This is a genomic window from Streptomyces doebereineriae, assembly GCF_031845645.1.
GTDB classification, from domain to species: domain Bacteria; phylum Actinomycetota; class Actinomycetes; order Streptomycetales; family Streptomycetaceae; genus Streptomyces; species Streptomyces canus.
Genome location: NZ_JAVREZ010000013.1, coordinates 64,741 through 81,043, shown reverse-complemented (window position 1 = coordinate 81,043; position 16,303 = coordinate 64,741). Strand labels below are relative to the sequence as shown.

At 70.0% G+C, this 16,303-nt stretch carries 16 protein-coding genes; 10 read left to right on the top strand and 6 right to left on the bottom strand.

The window, feature by feature from the left end:
• Positions 1-37: 37 nt before the first annotated feature.
• From RNB18_RS32195 to RNB18_RS32180, 4 genes are all read left to right on the top strand, one after another.
• On the top strand, positions 38-565 hold the full coding sequence (locus tag RNB18_RS32195; protein ID WP_311717639.1) for a winged helix-turn-helix transcriptional regulator: 528 nt from the start codon (positions 38-40) through the stop codon (positions 563-565).
• A gap of 37 nt (positions 566-602) precedes the next feature.
• The gene (locus tag RNB18_RS32190) at positions 603-914 is read left to right on the top strand and encodes a DUF6412 domain-containing protein (protein ID WP_311717638.1); all 312 of its coding nucleotides are present in this window, start codon (positions 603-605) and stop codon (positions 912-914) included.
• An 88-nt stretch (positions 915-1,002) separates the two neighbouring features.
• Positions 1,003-1,716 carry a YidC/Oxa1 family membrane protein insertase gene (locus RNB18_RS32185; protein ID WP_311717637.1) on the top strand — a complete coding sequence of 238 codons (714 nt, stop codon included), beginning with the start codon at positions 1,003-1,005 and terminating at the stop codon, positions 1,714-1,716.
• 116 nt (positions 1,717-1,832) lie between these two features.
• The gene (locus RNB18_RS32180; RefSeq protein ID WP_311717636.1) at positions 1,833-2,690 is read left to right on the top strand and encodes a fumarylacetoacetate hydrolase family protein; all 858 of its coding nucleotides are present in this window, start codon (positions 1,833-1,835) and stop codon (positions 2,688-2,690) included.
• A gap of 6 nt (positions 2,691-2,696) precedes the next feature.
• Here RNB18_RS32180 and RNB18_RS32175 read toward each other — a convergent pair whose 3' ends face one another.
• The 3 genes from RNB18_RS32175 to RNB18_RS32165 are packed head-to-tail and all read right to left on the bottom strand — an operon-like array spanning position 2,697 to position 5,180.
• Positions 2,697-3,554: an LLM class F420-dependent oxidoreductase gene (locus tag RNB18_RS32175; RefSeq protein ID WP_311717635.1), complete on the bottom strand. Its 858-nt coding sequence runs from the start codon at positions 3,552-3,554 to the stop codon at positions 2,697-2,699.
• Between the two features lie 46 nt (positions 3,555-3,600).
• On the bottom strand, positions 3,601-4,110 hold the full coding sequence (locus RNB18_RS32170) for a heme-degrading domain-containing protein (RefSeq protein WP_311717634.1): 510 nt from the start codon (positions 4,108-4,110) through the stop codon (positions 3,601-3,603).
• A complete protein-coding gene (locus tag RNB18_RS32165) occupies positions 4,107-5,180 on the bottom strand; it encodes a Gfo/Idh/MocA family protein (protein ID WP_311717633.1) in 1,074 nt (357 codons plus the stop codon). The genes RNB18_RS32170 and RNB18_RS32165 overlap by 4 nt, the downstream gene beginning before the upstream one ends.
• Before the next feature lie 48 nt (positions 5,181-5,228).
• On the opposite strand from RNB18_RS32165, the gene RNB18_RS32160 reads away from it, so the two are divergent.
• From RNB18_RS32160 to RNB18_RS32140, 5 genes are all read left to right on the top strand, one after another.
• Positions 5,229-6,368, top strand: a complete 1,140-nt coding sequence (locus RNB18_RS32160) for an ROK family transcriptional regulator (protein WP_394817707.1) — start codon at positions 5,229-5,231, stop codon at positions 6,366-6,368.
• A gap of 83 nt (positions 6,369-6,451) precedes the next feature.
• Entirely contained in the window at positions 6,452-7,342 is an 891-nt protein-coding gene (locus RNB18_RS32155) for a hypothetical protein (protein WP_311717631.1), read from the top strand.
• A gap of 113 nt (positions 7,343-7,455) precedes the next feature.
• Positions 7,456-8,238: an HAD-IIA family hydrolase gene (locus RNB18_RS32150; RefSeq protein ID WP_057610909.1), complete on the top strand. Its 783-nt coding sequence runs from the start codon at positions 7,456-7,458 to the stop codon at positions 8,236-8,238.
• A gap of 87 nt (positions 8,239-8,325) precedes the next feature.
• On the top strand, positions 8,326-8,865 hold the full coding sequence (locus tag RNB18_RS32145) for a hypothetical protein (RefSeq protein WP_311717630.1): 540 nt from the start codon (positions 8,326-8,328) through the stop codon (positions 8,863-8,865).
• 6 nt (positions 8,866-8,871) lie between these two features.
• Complete coding sequence (locus RNB18_RS32140; protein WP_311717629.1) at positions 8,872-9,573, top strand: class F sortase; 702 nt, start codon at positions 8,872-8,874, stop codon at positions 9,571-9,573.
• Between the two features lie 273 nt (positions 9,574-9,846).
• On the opposite strand, the gene RNB18_RS32135 is transcribed toward RNB18_RS32140, so the two are convergent.
• Complete coding sequence (locus RNB18_RS32135) at positions 9,847-10,626, bottom strand: GAF and ANTAR domain-containing protein (RefSeq protein ID WP_311717628.1); 780 nt, start codon at positions 10,624-10,626, stop codon at positions 9,847-9,849.
• Between the two features lie 163 nt (positions 10,627-10,789).
• Between RNB18_RS32135 and RNB18_RS32130 the strand changes: the two genes are divergently transcribed.
• The gene (locus tag RNB18_RS32130) at positions 10,790-11,830 is read left to right on the top strand and encodes a glycoside hydrolase family 6 protein (protein ID WP_311717627.1); all 1,041 of its coding nucleotides are present in this window, start codon (positions 10,790-10,792) and stop codon (positions 11,828-11,830) included.
• 98 nt (positions 11,831-11,928) lie between these two features.
• Here the strand turns inward: RNB18_RS32130 and RNB18_RS32125 are convergent, their stop codons facing one another.
• Together RNB18_RS32125 and RNB18_RS32120 are read right to left on the bottom strand one after the other, a co-directional pair.
• A complete protein-coding gene (locus RNB18_RS32125; protein WP_311717626.1) occupies positions 11,929-13,866 on the bottom strand; it encodes a radical copper oxidase GlxA in 1,938 nt (645 codons plus the stop codon).
• Entirely contained in the window at positions 13,863-15,872 is a 2,010-nt protein-coding gene (locus tag RNB18_RS32120; protein ID WP_311717625.1) for a glycosyltransferase family 2 protein, read from the bottom strand. Before RNB18_RS32120 ends, RNB18_RS32125 begins: the two co-directional genes overlap by 4 nt.
• Between the last annotated feature and the right edge of the window lie 431 nt (positions 15,873-16,303).

Below are 16,303 nucleotides of genomic sequence, written 5' to 3'. Positions count from 1 at the left end.
ATTGAACTTACCGGCGGAAAATGGTTACAGTGGCGCCATGGCACTGGGTAAGGACTACGCGACACAGGAATGCTCGATCGCCAGCGCGCTGGAGATCGTCGGCGAACGCTGGACCCTGCTCGTGGTCCGCGACGCCCTCTACGGCGTCCGGCGCTACAACGACTTCCTCGCCCACCTCGGCATCCCGCGCGCGGTCCTCGCCGCCCGCCTCCAGATGCTCACCGAGGAGGGGATCCTCGAGAAGCGCCGGTACCAGGAGTCCCCGCCGCGCGACGAGTACGTCGTCACCGACCGCGCCATCGCCCTGTGGCCCGCCCTGCGCGCCCTCGGCCGCTGGGGCCGCGAGCACTACGGCAAGACCGTGCTGCGCACCTTTCAGCACACCGAGTGCGGCACCGAGATCGGCTCCTACGGCGAATGCCCCGCCTGCGCGAGGGTCGTACCGCTCGAGGAGGTGCTGATGCTGCCGGGTCCCGGACTCGATCCCCACCCGGCGGATCCGGTCAGCCGGGCCCTGCTCAAGCCGAAGAGGCTCTTGCAGCCGATCGTGGTGGATCAGGTATAACCGGGGGAGGACCGCCAACAGGGAGAGGGGGAGTGCCGTGATCCGCAGCTGGACGAGCATGCGTCCCGCCGCCGTGCTCCTGCTCCTCCTCCTCGACGTCGTCCTGCTCGACACCGGCAGCCTCTCCGCCGCCGTCGCGCTCGCCGCGACCGCCGCGGCCGGCTCCGCCTTCGCCGCCTGCTCGCTGATCGCCTCGCGCTGCGCGCCCGCCGTACCGCCCACCCGGGTCCGTACGGCCATCCGCGACCGCGCCCGCCGCACGGCCTTCCTCCCGCAACGCGACCCCGACGCCAAGGGCCGCCCCCGCCCCCGAGCGCCCGGACACGCCCTCCCGGCGACCGTCGCGTAGGGACTCACTCCTGCAAGGACACCCCGCGCGGGTCGTCATGCCGCCTCGCACCACTCCCGGCACGACGAGACCCCCGGAGGGCTCACCCATGTCCGTCTTCGCTGATCTGGTCCAGCATCTCGCCGACCTGCTCCACCCCCTGTTCGGCGCCACCGCGGCCGCCGCCGCGATCGTCCTGTTCACCGCTTTCGTACGACTGCTCGTGCACCCCCTGTCCCGCGCCGCCGCCCGCGGTCAGAAGGCCCGCACCAGGCTCCAGCCGAAGATCGCCGAGCTGCGCAAGGAGCACAAGGGCAGCCCCGACAAGCTCCAGAAGGCGATGCTGGAACTGCACGCCGAGGAGAAGGTCTCACCGCTGACCGGCTGCCTGCCCGTGATGTTCCAGATGCCGGCGTTCTTCCTGCTCTACCACCTCTTCTCCAACACGACGATCGGCGGGAAGGCGAACGAACTGCTCGGCCACGAGCTGTTCGCCGCGCCGCTCGGCGGCCGCTGGGCCGATGCGCTCGGGGACGGCGGGATGTTCCAGGGAGCGGGGCTCGTGTACGTATGCCTGTTCGCGTTCGTGATCGTGGTGGCGACCTTCAACTACCGCCGCACGAAGCGGATGATGGCCGCGAACCCGGTCATGCCGGTGACGGACGGGCAGCCGGTGCCCGGGGCGGGCGCGATGAGCAAGGTCATGCCGTTCATGTCCTTCTTCACCCTCTTCACCGTGGCGGTGGTGCCCCTGGCGGCCGCGCTGTACGTGGTGACCAGTTCGACGTGGGCCGCGGTCGAGAGGGCAGCCCTCTACCGCTGACCGGTCCAGTCCGTGAACCGGGTATTGCGGACGGGACACTCAGCTTGGAGGATCGACCAGTCATCCGATGGCTGCACCCGTCGGCGGGCGCCCCGCAATCGAGGGAGATAGTGATCATGAAGCTGCTGCGAGTCGGTACGGCGGGAACGGAGACGCCCGCGCTGCTCGATGCCGACGGGGTCCTGCGGGACCTGTCCGGTGTCGTGGACGACATCGACGGGACGCTGCTCGCCGACGACGCGGCACTCGGCCGGGTCCGCGCGGCCGCGGAGGCCGGGGAACTGCCGGCGCTGGACGCCACGGGGCTCCGCGTCGGACCGCCGATCGCCCGGATCGGGAAGATCGTCTGCATCGGGCTCAACTACCACGACCACGCGCGCGAGACGGGGGCCGAGCCGCCCGCCGAGCCGGTGATCTTCTTCAAGGCCGCGGACACCGTGGTCGGCCCCTACGACACGGTACTGGTGCCCCGGCGGTCGGTGAAGACCGACTGGGAGGTCGAGCTGGCGGTCGTCATCGGGCGTACGGCCCGCTATCTGGAGTCCGTGGAGGAGGCGCTCGCGCATGTCGCCGGGTACGCGGTGGCGCACGACGTGTCCGAGCGGGAGTTCCAGATCGAGCGCGGGGGGACGTGGGACAAGGGGAAGAACTGCGAGACGTTCAATCCCCTGGGGCCCTGGCTGGTGACCGCGGACGAGGTTCCCGATCCGCAGAGTCTGTCCCTGAAGCTGTGGGTCAACGGAGAGCAGAAGCAGAACGGCACGACCGCCGAGCAGATCTTCCCCGTCGGTGAAGTGGTGCGGTACGTCAGCCAGTTCATGACCCTGTACCCCGGAGACGTCATCAACACCGGTACGCCGGCCGGGGTCGCGATGGGGGAGCCCGAGCCCAAGCCCTATCTCCGGTCCGGGGATGTGGTGGAGCTGGAGATCTCGGGGCTCGGGCGTCAGCGCCAGGAGTTCAAGGACGCATAGGGCAGTTCACCCCAGCAGCGACGCCAGCCTGCGCCAGGCCTCCCTCGGGAGGTCGTAGCGCGGACCTCCGTCCACAATCTGCAGGGCCACGTGGTCCGCGCCCGCCTCGATGAACTCGTCGATGCGGGCGCGGATCTGCTCGTCCGTACCCCAGGCGTAGACCGCGTCGACCAGGCGGTCGCTGCCGCCGTCCTTCAGGTCGTCCTCCGTGAAGCCGTTGCGGAGGAAGTTGTTGGTGTAGTTGGGCAGGCCCAGGTAGATGGCGAGGTAGCCGCGGGCCACGCTCCGGGCCTTGGTGGGGTCGGATTCGAGGACGACCTTCAGTTCCGGGGCCAACAGGGGCGCCTCGCCCAGGAGCTCTCGGGAGCGTGCCGTCTGGTCCGCGGTGATCAGATACGGGATCGAGCCTGCCGAGCGGTCCCGGGCCAGCTCGATGGTCTTGGGGCCCAGCGCGGCCAGCACACGGCCCTCGGCAGGGACTCCCGCCTTGTCCAGGGCATCGAGGTAGGCCACCAGAGCCGAGTACGGGCGGCGGTACTGGTCGGCGAGCTTGGCGTGGCTGACGCCCAGGCCCAGGACGAAGCGGCCGGGGTGGGCGGCGTTCAGGTCGGTGAAGCTCGCGGCGGCGGCTTCGGGTTCGTGGTCCCAGATGCTCTGGATGCTGGTGCCGACGGCGATCCGGGAGGTCGCCTCGAGCAGCGGGGCGGCGTTGGCGGCCGAACTGCTGCCGCCCAGCCAGATCGCGCCGAACCCGAGTTCCGCCAACTCGGCGGCGGCCTCGGCGCGTTCGCCCCGCTGGGACGGGTCCTCCGAACGCAGGCCGCCGCCGTTCCAGATGCCGTACTTTCCGATGGTCTCCTTCATGGCAGGTGCCAACGTGCCAGGCCCCGGCGATAATTCCTGTCCCGGACTAACGGTCCTTGCTCAGGAACTCCTCCAGCGCCTCGACCACGAAACGGTGGTCCTGGAGCTGGGGCAGGCCCGAGACCGTCACCGTGCCGACTACGCCCACGCCCTCCACCGTGATGGGGAAGGAGCCGCCGTGGGCCGCGTACTCGTCCGGGTCCAGGCGCGAGGACTCCTCGAAGGTGCTGCCCTTGGCGCGGAAGCGGGCACCGACCAGGTAGGAGGCGGAGCCGTAGCGCTCCACGACCCGGCGCTTGCGGTCGATCCAGGCGTCGTTGTCCGGGGTGGAGCCCGGCAGGGCGGCGTGGAAGAGCTGCTGGCCGCCACGGCGGATGTCGATGGCCACCGGCGCCTGCCGCTCCCGGGCCAGCTCGACCAGCAGGGAGCCCAGCGCCCACGCGTCCTCGTATGTGAACTGCCGGAAGACCAGGCGGCGTTCCTGCGCCTCCAGCTCCTCCAGCGGCGGGGTCAGTTCCGGATGGAACTTCGGGGTCAGCTCGGTGTTGTGCGTCACAGCTCCACCGCCACTCCGTCGTGGGCCGAACGGCGCGCCGCCTCCAGTACGTCGAGGGCGGCGGCCGCCTCCAGTGCGGTCACCGGGTTGGTGCCGCCGCCGGAAAGGGCCCTGGCCACGGCCGCATAGTAAGCGGGGTAGTCGCCGGAAAGGGTGGGGACGGGGCTGCCGCCGCCCGTCACGGGGGACTCGCCCGAGCCGAGCCGGCCCCACAGCGACTCCGGCTCCCGGCCCCAGCCGGCCGCCGTGCCGGGGCGCTCGCCCTCGCGCAGCGCCGCCTCCTGCGGGTCGAGGCCGTACTTCACATAGCCCGCCTTGGAGCCCAGCACCCGGAAACGGGGGCCGAGTTGGGCGGTGGTGGCGGAGACATAGAGGTGGGAGCGGACGCCGCTCGTGTGGGTGATCGCGATGAACGTGTCGTCGTCGATCTCGGCGCCCGGGCGGCGGACGTCCGCCTCGGCGTACACGGAGGCGGCGGGCCCGAAGAGGGTCAGGGCCTGGTCGACGACGTGGCTGCCGAGGTCGTAGAGCAGACCTCCGACCTCTGCGGGATCGCCGGACTCGCGCCAGCCGCCCTTGGGCTGCGGCCGCCACCGCTCGAAACGGGACTCGAAGCGCCATACGTCGCCCAGTTCGCCCTCGTCGAGGAGCTTGCGGAGCGTCAGGAAGTCGTTGTCCCAACGCCGGTTCTGGAAGACGGAGAGGAGCAGGCCGCGCTCCTCGGCCAGCGCCGCCAGCCCGCGCGCCTCGGCCGCGGTCCCCGCGATCGGCTTGTCGACCACGACCGGCAGGCCCGCCTCCAGGGCGGTGGTGGCGAGCTGGACGTGGGTCTTGTTCGGGGACGCGATGACGATCAGGTCCAGATCGGCGGCGCGGGCGAACAGTTCGTCGGCGCTCGCGACGGTACGCACGTCCGGGAACTCGGCGCGGGCCTGTTCCTGCCGCTCGGGGTTCGAGGTGACCACCGTGTCGAGGGTGAGGCCCTCGGTGGCGGCGATCAGCGGGGCGTGGAAGACGGAGCCCGCGAGGCCGTAGCCGACGAGGCCCACACGGAGGTCAGCAGCAGTCATGCCCCCCACTTTCGCAACGCTGTTGCCAAAGTGCAAGCGGGGCGGAGAATGGCAGACGTGAACAGGACGAACGGCGGCGCCAACCTCCTGGCCCTGCGCAGCCACAACACCGCGCTCGTGCTCGACCTGCTGCGGGGCGCCGGCGCGGTGGGCATCAGCCGACTGGAACTGGCCGAACGCACGGGCCTCACCCCCCAGGCCGTCAGCAAGATCACCGCCCGGCTCCGGGAGGAGGGCCTCGCGGTGGAGGCGGGGCACCTCGCCTCGACGGGTGGCAAGCGGCGGACCGTACTGCGACTGGTGCCGGGGGCGGGCCACGCGGTGGGCGTCCACCTGGACCGCGATGCGCTGCGGACCGTGCTGGTGGACCTGGCGGGGACGGTGGTGGCCGAGCGGTGCGCCGCGCTGGACCTGGGCGCGGGGGCGGAGGCGGTGGTGGGCATGGTCGCGGGGGAGGTGGAGGCGCTGGCGAAGGGGGTGCGGGGAGAAGGCCGGACGGGGGCGGCCGGTGCGGACACAGTCGCTGCAGAATCCCTCCCCGCCCTCCTCGGTGTCGGCCTCGCCCTCCCCGGTCCCCTCGACCACATCCGGGGTGTACTGCACCGCGTCACCGGCTTCCCCGAGTGGGACGGCTTTCCGCTGCGGGACGCGCTCGGGCGGCGGCTCGGGGTGCCCGTGGTGGTCGACAAGGACACCAACGCGGCCGCGCTGGGGCTCGCGGTCGCGGGGGAGCGCGGGTCGTTCGCGTATCTGCACCTCGGTACGGGCCTCGGCGCCGGGCTCGTCATCGACGGAGCGGTGCACCGGGGTGCGCGGACCGGGGCCGGGGAGTTCGGACACCAGGTCGTCCAGCTCGACGGGCCGCCCTGCGGATGCGGTGACAGGGGCTGCGTCGAGGCGCTGTGCCTGGCGGCGGTGGCCCGCGGCGACCTCGCCGAGGCGGCACGGGTCCTCGGCATCGCGGCCGGCAACCTCATCGCCCTGCTCGACATCGACCTGGTCCTGCTGGGCGGCCGTACCATCGCCACCGCCCGGGACGCGTTCCTACGAGGGGTCGCAGCCGTCCTCGACGAACGCGCCCGGCGCGCGGGCGAGGAGCCGGTTCCCGTACGAGCCGCGCCCGGCGAGGTCGCCGACGGGGCGGCACAGCTCGTGCTGGGCCCGCTGTTCGGACGAGCCGACGCCTGACGTCCGCTGATCGAGGGGACTTCCCGGGCTGCACGGAGCGGCACCCCCGGCCGGCCGCCCGAACCCGCCAGGGTCATGTGTTTATGCGACGGTATGTACACGCCCCTACGCCCGCCCTCCTCGGCCTCGCGGCGGCAGCCGCCCTGTTTTCCGCACCCCCGGCGGCGGCCGCCCTGTTCCCTACGCCGCTGACGGCGGCAGCCGCGCCCGCGCCCGCGGCCGCTCTGTTCCCCGCCACCCCGGCGGCGGCCCTCCCAGCCCCCGCCACCCCGGCGGCGGCCTTTCGAGCCCCCGCCAACCCCGCCGCCACCACCCCCACGGCCCCCGTCGGTGATTCGTGCGCCCCCACCGGCCACACCTTCCCCCTCACCACCCGTATCCACGGCGGTCCCGCCGTCTATGAGGCCGGTGGCGACTACCGCACCTGGTACCTGGACCTCACCAACACGACCCGGCACACCTGCGCCGCCATCCACCCCGTCGTCGTCCTCGTCGACGAGCGGCACGTCCTGAAGCCCTCCCAGCCCCGCCTCGAGTTCTACGACGGCCCCCGCACCCGCGCCGTCCGCTTCGAGAGCACCGACCAGGACGAACTCGTCGGGGCCTTCGGAGGAGCCGGGTTCACCGTCGGCCCCGGAAAGACCCTCACCGTGAAGGTACGGCTCGCGCTCACCCCGGACGCCGTGCCGAACGAGGTCACCGCCAACGCGGCCGTCGTCCAGCTGCACGGTGATGACGGCGACTGGGTGGGGCAGTCCGACGACTACCGCTTCGGCATCGACACCGCTCCGGGCGCGCGCCCCGATCCGAGCCCGCGCCCCGACCCGGCCACCCCGGAAAGCAGCCTTCCCTTCACGGAGGCGGTCGCGGAACTCGCCGGCACCGGCCCCGGCGTGGCCGCCGCCGCCCTCGCGACCCTCTCCCTCCTCCTGGTCACGGTGGGCGCGATCCTGCGAGCCCGCGGCCGCCGCTGACCCCGAACCTTCCGAGACCTGTCCCGAACCGGCCATTCCCCCAAGATCGGGCCACTGTCTAGGCTGGGGCCGACGCAGCACGGCGTACACGCGTACGGCAGGAGACCCCGCACATGGCAGACCGCAAGCCCATCGATTCGTGGCTCACCGACATGGACGGTGTGCTCATCCACGAGGGCGTGCCGATCCCCGGCGCCGACGCCTTCCTGAAGAAGCTCCGCGAGTCCGGCAAGCCCTTCCTGGTGCTGACCAACAACTCCATCTACACCCCGCGCGACCTGCACGCCCGCCTGCGCCGCATGGGCCTGGACGTTCCGATCGAGAACATCTGGACCTCCGCCCTGGCCACCGCCCAGTTCCTGGACGACCAGCGGCCCGAGGGCACGGCGTACGTCATCGGCGAGGCGGGTCTGACCACCGCGCTGCACGACATCGGCTACATCCTCACCGACCACGAGCCCGACTACGTCGTTCTCGGGGAGACCCGCACCTACTCCTTCGAGGCCATGACCAAGGCGGTCCGGCTCATCAACGACGGCGCCCGTTTCATCTGCACCAACCCCGACGAGACCGGCCCCTCCGCCGAGGGCGCGCTGCCGGCCACCGGCGCCGTCGCCGCCCTGATCACCAAGGCGACCGGCGGCAAGCAGCCCTACTTCGCGGGCAAGCCCAACCCGCTGATGATGCGCACCGGACTCAACACCATCGGCGCGCACTCCGAGACCAGCGCGATGATCGGCGACCGCATGGACACCGACGTGCTGGCCGGCATGGAGGCCGGCATGCAGACCTTCCTGGTGCTCACCGGCCTGACCCGCCCCGAACAGGTCGAGGACTTCCCGTACCGGCCCTCGAAGGTCGTGGACTCCATCGCGGACCTCGTCGACCGGATCTGACGCGAACCCGAACGGAGCAACGCGGAACCGCTTCGGGATGCGGGCCCGGGCTCCCCGGGAGACCCTCCAGGTATCTGGAGGTTCACGATGGGTTCAGTACGCCTCACTCTCTGTACCGCGGTCCTGGCTGTCGCCGCCTTCGCCCCGGCCGCGCAGGCGGCGGACGGCGGGAGCGTCTCGGTGACCCCGTCGTCCCCCGCCGCCGGTGCCGACCTCACGCTGCGGGTGACCGGCTGCGCGGGGAAGACGGCCACCGCCGCCTCGGCCGCGTTCGTCGCGGACGCCCGGCTGACGGGGGCCGACGGCAGCCTCACCGGCGAGACCCGCGTCCGCTCCTCGGCCGAACCCGGCCCCTACGACGTGCAGATCACCTGCGCCGACTTCCAGGTGAAGGGCCGGATCACGGTCGTGACGGCACAGGGGGTCCCCGCCCATGCCCCCGCCCCCGCGACCCCCGCCGCCCCGGTGAACGCGGGCGGCGGCTGGACCGCCACCCACCTCTCCGCCATGGAGCCCCACCCCACCGGCCCCGGCACCGGGCACGCGGTGACCGGGCTGGTGCTCGCCGGGGTCGCGGCGGTCGCCGTGGTGCTGCGCCGCAGCCGCCGGAGTCGCGGGACGGGCTGACCGGAGATGTCCGACCGTTTCTCCGACCGGGAAGGCGGTCCCGCCCACCGCGAACACGTCTCCGGGACCAGACGGCTGCCGGCCGGCGTGACCTGGGCGGTGCTGCTGCTCGGGCTGTGGCTGTGGGGCCGCGAGGTGACCGACGTACGGCACGCCATGTCCGCGCCGACCACCGGTGACGTGGCCGCGGTCGGGCGCCCTCCCGAGGTCGTCGAACTGCCGCCCGCCGCACGGCCCTTGAAGGGAGCGCGGCCGCAGCGCCTCGACATCCCGGACCTCGGGGTGCAGGCACCGGTGGTGGCCCGCGGCCTGGACGCGCGGGGCGCCCTCGACCCGCCGCCCTTCGGCCAACCCGGAATCGTCGGCTGGTACGCGGCCGGCGCGAAACCGGGGGCCGCCGGGACCGCGCTGATGGTGGGACACGCCGACACCGAGACCCGGCCCGCGGTGTTCCACAGGATCAGCTCCCTGAAGCCGGGCGAGACGGTCCGGGTGATCCGCGACGACGGCAGGGTCGCCGAGTTCACCGTCGACGACGTACGGCTCCTCACCCGGGAGAGCTTCGATGCCCACCAGGCCTACGGCCCGCGCGAGTCGGGCCGCGCCGAACTGCGCCTGATCACCTGCGGCGGCACCTTCGACCGGGCGACCCGCAGCTACACGGCGAACGTGATCGTCTCGGCGTATCTCACGGGGACGGGCCTGTAGAACCCGGGAGGCGTCACCTGGCCCGGTCGGCGACCTGCTCCCCCCGAAGTCGCCGACCGGGCTGGTCCTCGACCACGCACGCTCGGGCTGCGGGAGTAACCCGGCGACGGCGCGGGAGGCCTGGGGGGCACGGTGGGTGCTGACTGCGGCCAGGGCTGGGGCCGTGTCCGTATGAGGAGACTCTAGAACGTATGAGCGCCCGGGCCTAGAGGCTGGTTGACGCCAAGTCCCGTGCTCGTGGCTCTCCGTCATACGACCTGGTGGTACAGGGTCCTACGCAGGTCCGTCGGCGCTTGTGCCGCTCTCCCGGCGCAGCTCGGCATCGTCCTCGACGCCCTCGACGACCGCGCGCGCCACCTGGTCCAGGGGCAGCCGGTGCCGTCGCGCGTACTGCCGCAGCGCCATGAACGCCTGGTCGGCGCGGACACTCCAGCGCTCGGCGAGCATCCCCTTGGCCTGCTCGATGCGGACCCTGCTGGAGAGGGCTGCCTGCAACTGCCCGGACAGGTCGCGGTACTGGGCGTAGGTGCCGCGGTTCTGCAGGCCGAGGGCTGCGGCGTCGGCGAGGGCCTGGGCGACATGGAGCTCGGAGGTGACGTGGTCGGCCGGAGTGGTGTCGGGCAGCGTCGGCACGAACACGTTCAGGGCGCCCAGCAGGTGCTCGCGGCGGCGCAGCGGGACTGCGAACGTTGTCACGATGTCGTGCCTGAGGGCCCGTTCGGTGAAGTCGGGCCAGCGGGCGTCCGCGTGGGCGACGCGTATGGAGACCGGCGGTACGGGCTCTCCCGAGCCGTAGCTGTCCAGACAGGGTCCGCCGCCGTGCTGCGCCTCCAGCAGGTCCAGCGCCACCTGCTCATGCCGGCTGCCGGCGGCCAGAGACACCGACCGGCCCCCGTCGATGAGCATCACTCCGGCCGCCCGGGCGTCGAGCAGTTCCACGCAGTGGTCGGAGACCCGTTGTAAGTACCGGGTGGCCTCGAAGCCCTCGACGAGGGTGTCCGCCGCCTCCACCAGTGCCGAGGCCAGCCGGATCTCCCTGGTGGCGTACCGCATCGCTGAGCACTCCCCTTCGTGGACGAGCGCCCCCGTACGGCGCGCACCTACCCCGACCTTCGGGGCTGTAACGGCTCGTGGACAAGGCTCCGGCGACCTCGTGGGCGGCGCGACGGGTGTGTCACGATTGAGACTTGCCAAGGTGCACCCAGGGGGGAATTGGATGTACGTCAGCAGGGGGGCCAGAAGGGCGACCCGCGCACGGGTTTCCGCGGCGGTGCTGGGGGCGGCACTGCTGCTCGCCGCGTGTTCGTCCTCGGGAGACGGGAACGAGGAGGGCGAAGGAGACAAGGCCGGTGCCGGGATCACCCAGCAGCCCAAGGAGGCCGACCCGTTCTGGGTCAACCCGGACGGCAACGCGGCCAAGCAGGTCGCCTCGTATGTGAAGAGCGGCAAGGACGACGAGGCCGAACAGATCCGCAAGATCGCCCAGCAGCCGACCGGCGAGTGGATCGGCCCGGAGAACCCGGAGCAGGAGGCACGCGGCTTCACCGAGGCCGCGGACAAGGCCGGCCGTACGGCCCTTCTGGTCCTCTACAACATCCCGCACCGCGACTGCGGCCAGTACTCCCAGGGCGGCGCCGCCGACGGCAACGCCTACCGGACCTGGATCGAAGGTGTGGCGGCGGGCATCGGCGACCGCTCGGCGACGGTGATCCTCGAACCGGACGCGGTTCTGCACCTGGTCGACGGCTGCACCAAGGACGAGTTCCACGAGGAGCGCTACGACCTGCTCACCGGCGCCATCGAGAAGCTCAAGTCCCTGAAGAACACGAAGGTCTACCTGGACGCGGGCAACGCGGGCTGGGGCCACCCCGACCAGATCTTCGAGCCCCTGAAGTGGGCCGGCGTCGCCAAGGCCGACGGCTTCTCGGTGAACGTCTCCAACTTCTACTCCACCAAGGACTCCATCACCTACGGCAAGCAGCTCTCAGCCAAGGTCGGCAACAAACACTTCGTCATCGACACCAGCCGCAACGGCAACGGCCCGTACAAGGACGGCGACGAGAACGAACGTTGGTGCAACCCACCGGGCAGGGCACTGGGGGAGACGCCGACGATAAAGACAGCGGATCCACTGGTGGACGCCTACCTGTGGGTCAAGCGCCCGGGCGAGTCGGACGGCGAGTGCAAGGGCGGCCCGCAGGCGGGTCAGTGGTGGGCCGACTATGCATTGAAACTGGCGCGAGGTTCGGACACGTAGGGGCGCGGGGCTGTATCGATTTGCGGCTCCGCCGCGTGGGCGCGACCAGCCAAAACGCTCCCGCACCCAAAAGGAAAGGTGCGGGAGCGTCTTTGGTACTACGGCACTCGAACCCACTGTGCCTTGGACGGCGTCCCCTGATCGTCATCGACGAACAGCATGTACCACCCCGACTGCACCAGATTCTTGTTCTCCGGCACAGTCACCTTCACCTTGTCCCCGGAAACCGTGAACTTCAGCTCGATGGACCGCTGATCCACATCGGTCACATGAGTGGACGCACTGGGCCGGATCAACCGCACCTTCTTGATCACAGAAGCCTGCGGAGACGTGAACGTCCCCGAAGCCCCCCGAGCGATCGTCTGCGGCCCCCCGGACAGCGAAGGCCGGGAGTCCCGGTACAGATAGGGCGGCGTATAGATCTCGATCCGCTGCTCAAAGACACCCGGCTTCGTGTTCGCCTTGTCCCCGTACAGCGAGTCCGACCCGAAGAACATCACCCGACCGTCCGGCAACAGCAGCGACCCGGAGTGGTAGTTGCGCCCCACGAGAGGATCGGCCACCGACTCGAACGTGTTCGTGTCGGGGTGGTACAGCCGGGCCTGAAGGATGTTGGAGTCGCCGCGCCCGCGATAGTCCTCCGACCCCCCGGACACCAGCACGCTGTCGTCGGGAAGGATCGACGCCTGCGGATACCGCGTCCCCTTCTCCAGCGTCGGCCCGTCCACGAACTTCGGGCTGTCCGCCTTCATGTCCACGATCCGCGTCCGGTTGCTGGACAGCGCGGACTCACCGACCCCGCCGCCCCCGATCACCATGAACTTCTCGTCCTGCGCCGGCGGCAGCAGTACGGTCCCGGAGGTCTCCATCTCGTTGGCGTCGCTGAGCCCCGGGATCTTCGTGAACTTGTTGGTGTCCACGTCCCAGATGCCCGGGACCCGGCCCACGTTGTCCGGGCCGTACCCCGCGTTCGACCCCGAGTAGAAGACCTTGCCGTTCTGCATGAGGAACAGCGCGGGATACGTCGGGAACTGACGGATCTTCGGCAGGTACGTCCACTTCTTGGTCTTCGGGTCGAAGACCTCGTTCTTGCCCGGCACCAGCTGCCCGATGTCGTCCAGCCCGGACACACTGAGGATCTTCCCGTCACTCAGCGTCGTGAGCGTCGGATACCAGCGGGCCTCCTTCATCGGGTCGACCTTGATGTACTTCTCCGCGATCGGATCGAACTCGAAGGCGTCCCGGATCCCCTGGAAGTCCTTCTTGTCGAGCGCGAGCTTCTGCGCGATGCCGTAGGTGTTGCGGGCATCGGTCCCGGTCAGACCCTGGATCCGGTAGTTGTCCTGGGTACCCGTCTCGTACTTGGCGCCGCTCTTCTGCGCCTCGACGTAGATACGCCCGAGGCCGGGGTCGTTGCGCAGGAACTTCCCGGTCGTCTTGTCGAAGACCTTCGTGGCCCGCTCCACGACGACCGGGTCCTTGGAGACGAAGGTCTTGCCGTTCTCCTTGCCGGTGAACTTGGTGCCCGCCGGCAAGGTGATCGGCTGGTCCGGGTTCTCGTTGTGGACGATCATCAGGCCGCCGGCCTTGGTGACGTCACCCTTGAGCTTCTCGTACCGCTTGGTGCCACCGGCGATCAGCAGATTGCCGTTCGCGAGCTGCGTGTGCCCCGTGCAGAACAGGTCGCTGGGGGTCGGCACCTTCTTGATCGTGCCCTTGACCGGGTCCCAGATCCGGGTGTCGAACTTCTTCGCGTCGAAGTTGTCCTGGTTGTTGCCCGAGCCGGCCACCAGCAGCACCTTCCCGGTGCGCAGCAGCGCCGCGTGGATGGTGTTCTGCCGGTACTTCTCGGGGAAGTCGAGGATCTCCCACTTGCCGTTCTCGGCTTTGTACTCGGGCTTGTTGATCTGGTACTGGTGGTATTTCTCCGTCCCGAAGCGGTACAGCCACGGGCCGTTCATCCCGGCCAGCGCGAGCACCACCGCCGTACCGATCGCGAGTCGACGGGCGCGGCGGCGGCCTGCACGGTCGTTCATTCCTTACGTCCCCCAAGTCCACCAAGGGCGATTTGCATGGTCTGGTCGTTGCCCTCGTCGTCTGCAGTGCCCTGGTTGGAGGCGGCGGCCCAGGTCGGCTTGTGGGCCGGGGTGTGCGTGGCCGTAGCGTGCGGGGCAGGCAGCGGCTGCGGCTGGTACTGCGCCGGAATCTGAGCCGGAATCACCGGCCCCTGGGGCGCCTCGGCGGCCGCGGCGGGCTTCTTCTTCGCCTGCCGCAGCATGTGCCGCCAGGTGAAGATCGGTGTCGCGGTGATCAGCATGGCGAAGGTCGCCCAGATGATCATCGCGGGGTGCGAGTGCCCGAGGGCGACACCGGCACCGATCGAGCCACCGAAGATCAGGATGAAGTACCAGTGGTAGCGGAAGGTCGCGAACCACCGGTCGGGGCTGGCCGAGTCGCCCTTGGGCGTCACCACGAACTTGCTCTTGCGCCGCAGCAGCGAGTCGACCAGCGCCTTCGCGTACAGCGGGGCGGACAGCGCCGACATCACCATGCCCGCGACCCCGCCGGAGCCCTCGGGCTCGTGCGGGGAGACGTTGTGGCGGCGGTTCCAGATGTACAGGCCGATCTGGAGCGCGGAGGCGTTGCCGTAGAGCATCAGCCACACGGTCGGATCGATGTTCACACCCGAGGCGCCCAGGCCCAGGAACAGCGCGCAGCTCAGGGCCGCGAGGATCCAGTTGAGGGCGGACATCGGGTAGAAGATGATCATCATCGTGTAGTTGAAGAGCTTGCTCGGCGGCAGTGAGTACCAGCCCTTCCAGTACTGCTTGAGGATCGTCTCGTACGTCCCTCGCGACCAGCGCATCTGCTGGGTGAAGAAGTCGGTCCAGGCGCTGGGGCCCTCGCCGACCGCGAGCACGTCCGGGGTGTAGACCGAGCGCCACTTCCTGCCGGTGGCCGGGTTCTTGGCGCGGTGGATCTCGAAGCCGGTGGCCATGTCCTCGGTGATCGAGTCGTACAGCCCGCCGATCTGCTTCAGCGCCTTGATCCGTACGGCGTTGGAGGTGCCCACGAACATCGGGGCGCCGTACTTGTTGCCGGCGCGCTGGATCAGCGCGTGGAAGAGGAACTGCTGGGACTCGGCGGCCTTGGTGACGAAGTTGTCGTAGTTGCCGTAGACCTGCGGGCCGATCACGAAGCCGATGTCCGGGTCGCGGAAGTAGCCGAGCATCCGCTCCAGGTAGTTGGGCAGCGGCACGTGGTCGGTGTCCACGGAGGCGAAGTAGTCGTACTGGTCGCCGTGCGCGTCCAGCCAGGCGTTGTAGTTGCCGTGCTTGGTCTTGGCGCGGTGCGGGCCCTTGGCCTGGTTCCACTTCTCGACGCCCTTGCGGGAGAAGTGGTGCACGCCGAGCCGGGCGCACACCTCCTTGACCGCCGGGTCGTCGCCCTCGTCCAGGAGCCAGACATGCATGAGGCCGCGGTGGCGGATCTTCACCGCGGCTTCCAGGGTCTTCGTCACCATCTCCAGCGGCTCCTTGCCGGGCACGAAGGAGGTGAGGAAGGCGACTCTGGTGCCGGTCTCGGGCACCACCGGGATCGGGTCGCGGGCGACCAGGGTGGCGTGTGCGTTGGACAGGACGTTCATGCAGCGGAAGAACTCGATCAGGCCGATCGAGACCAGCATGACGATGTCCAGGGCCGGCAGCCAGGAGAAGGCCGGGTAGTCCCGCTCGGTCCAGTGCTCGGGCTGCAGCAGCCAGGCCAGCAGGACCAGCGAGAGCAGCGGCGCCGCGGCGAGCATCAGGGCGACCCGGATGCGGTGCGGCTCCTGCGAGATCAGCGAGCGGTACTGCACCTTGTAGGGCTGGCCCGGGTCGGGCTGCGTGAGGGGACCGGCGAGTCTGCTGTAGTGCTCGTAGTCGTACTTCGGAAGCGTCTTCTTTATCCGGCGCAGTGTGCCGGTCCGATGCGAAGGCAGCCTGAGCTGAGTGGTGTCGGACGGGTCGAAGTTCTGCCGGGCGCCCGTCGGCGTCGACGTCATGAGTCATCCCCCCACACGCGGACGAGCCGCGTGTCGTCGTTTCCTTACGTCTGCTCTGGTCCCCCTCGACCTTCACAGACGTATCAGTGGTGGGCCGCAGTCACCACAATCTTCATAGCATTAGACAGGTAACAGCGACCTTCCGGTTGCAGACGCCCCCCTCGGCGTCCTCCGAAGCGGGGCCCCTTTCCCCGCAACTCCGGCAACCGGATCCTTGCCCCCCAACTGCCGCGTATCCGCAGCATCTTGAAAAACCAGGGTTCTACGGTGCTCATCATGATCGCAAGATGCGAAACGCGGTGTTTACCGGTCATACGCGTTCAATGGGGCGCCTGTCATACAAGAAGGCCCCTCGCCTGAGCGAGGGGCCTTCATTCGTCTGTGCGCCGCCAGGGACTCGAACCCCGGACCCGCTGATGCTGCGTCTTCCC

What these genes read in the sequence shown, in the direction of transcription:
- RNB18_RS32160 (WP_394817707.1), top strand. Translation starts at nt 5,229, where the DNA reads ATGGCAGACGTGAACAGGACGAACGGCGGCGCCAACCTCCTGGCCCTG.
- RNB18_RS32125 (WP_311717626.1), bottom strand. Translation starts at nt 13,866, where the DNA reads ATGAACGACCGTGCAGGCCGCCGCCGCGCCCGTCGACTCGCGATCGGT.
- RNB18_RS32145 (WP_311717630.1), top strand. Translation starts at nt 8,326, where the DNA reads ATGGGTTCAGTACGCCTCACTCTCTGTACCGCGGTCCTGGCTGTCGCC.
- RNB18_RS32135 (WP_311717628.1), bottom strand. Translation starts at nt 10,626, where the DNA reads ATGCGGTACGCCACCAGGGAGATCCGGCTGGCCTCGGCACTGGTGGAG.
- RNB18_RS32130 (WP_311717627.1), top strand. Translation starts at nt 10,790, where the DNA reads ATGTACGTCAGCAGGGGGGCCAGAAGGGCGACCCGCGCACGGGTTTCC.
- RNB18_RS32155 (WP_311717631.1), top strand. Translation starts at nt 6,452, where the DNA reads ATGCGACGGTATGTACACGCCCCTACGCCCGCCCTCCTCGGCCTCGCG.
- RNB18_RS32150 (WP_057610909.1), top strand. Translation starts at nt 7,456, where the DNA reads ATGGCAGACCGCAAGCCCATCGATTCGTGGCTCACCGACATGGACGGT.
- RNB18_RS32180 (WP_311717636.1), top strand. Translation starts at nt 1,833, where the DNA reads ATGAAGCTGCTGCGAGTCGGTACGGCGGGAACGGAGACGCCCGCGCTG.
- RNB18_RS32185 (WP_311717637.1), top strand. Translation starts at nt 1,003, where the DNA reads ATGTCCGTCTTCGCTGATCTGGTCCAGCATCTCGCCGACCTGCTCCAC.
- RNB18_RS32165 (WP_311717633.1), bottom strand. Translation starts at nt 5,180, where the DNA reads ATGACTGCTGCTGACCTCCGTGTGGGCCTCGTCGGCTACGGCCTCGCG.
- RNB18_RS32120 (WP_311717625.1), bottom strand. Translation starts at nt 15,872, where the DNA reads ATGACGTCGACGCCGACGGGCGCCCGGCAGAACTTCGACCCGTCCGAC.
- RNB18_RS32175 (WP_311717635.1), bottom strand. Translation starts at nt 3,554, where the DNA reads ATGAAGGAGACCATCGGAAAGTACGGCATCTGGAACGGCGGCGGCCTG.
- RNB18_RS32195 (WP_311717639.1), top strand. Translation starts at nt 38, where the DNA reads ATGGCACTGGGTAAGGACTACGCGACACAGGAATGCTCGATCGCCAGC.
- RNB18_RS32140 (WP_311717629.1), top strand. Translation starts at nt 8,872, where the DNA reads ATGTCCGACCGTTTCTCCGACCGGGAAGGCGGTCCCGCCCACCGCGAA.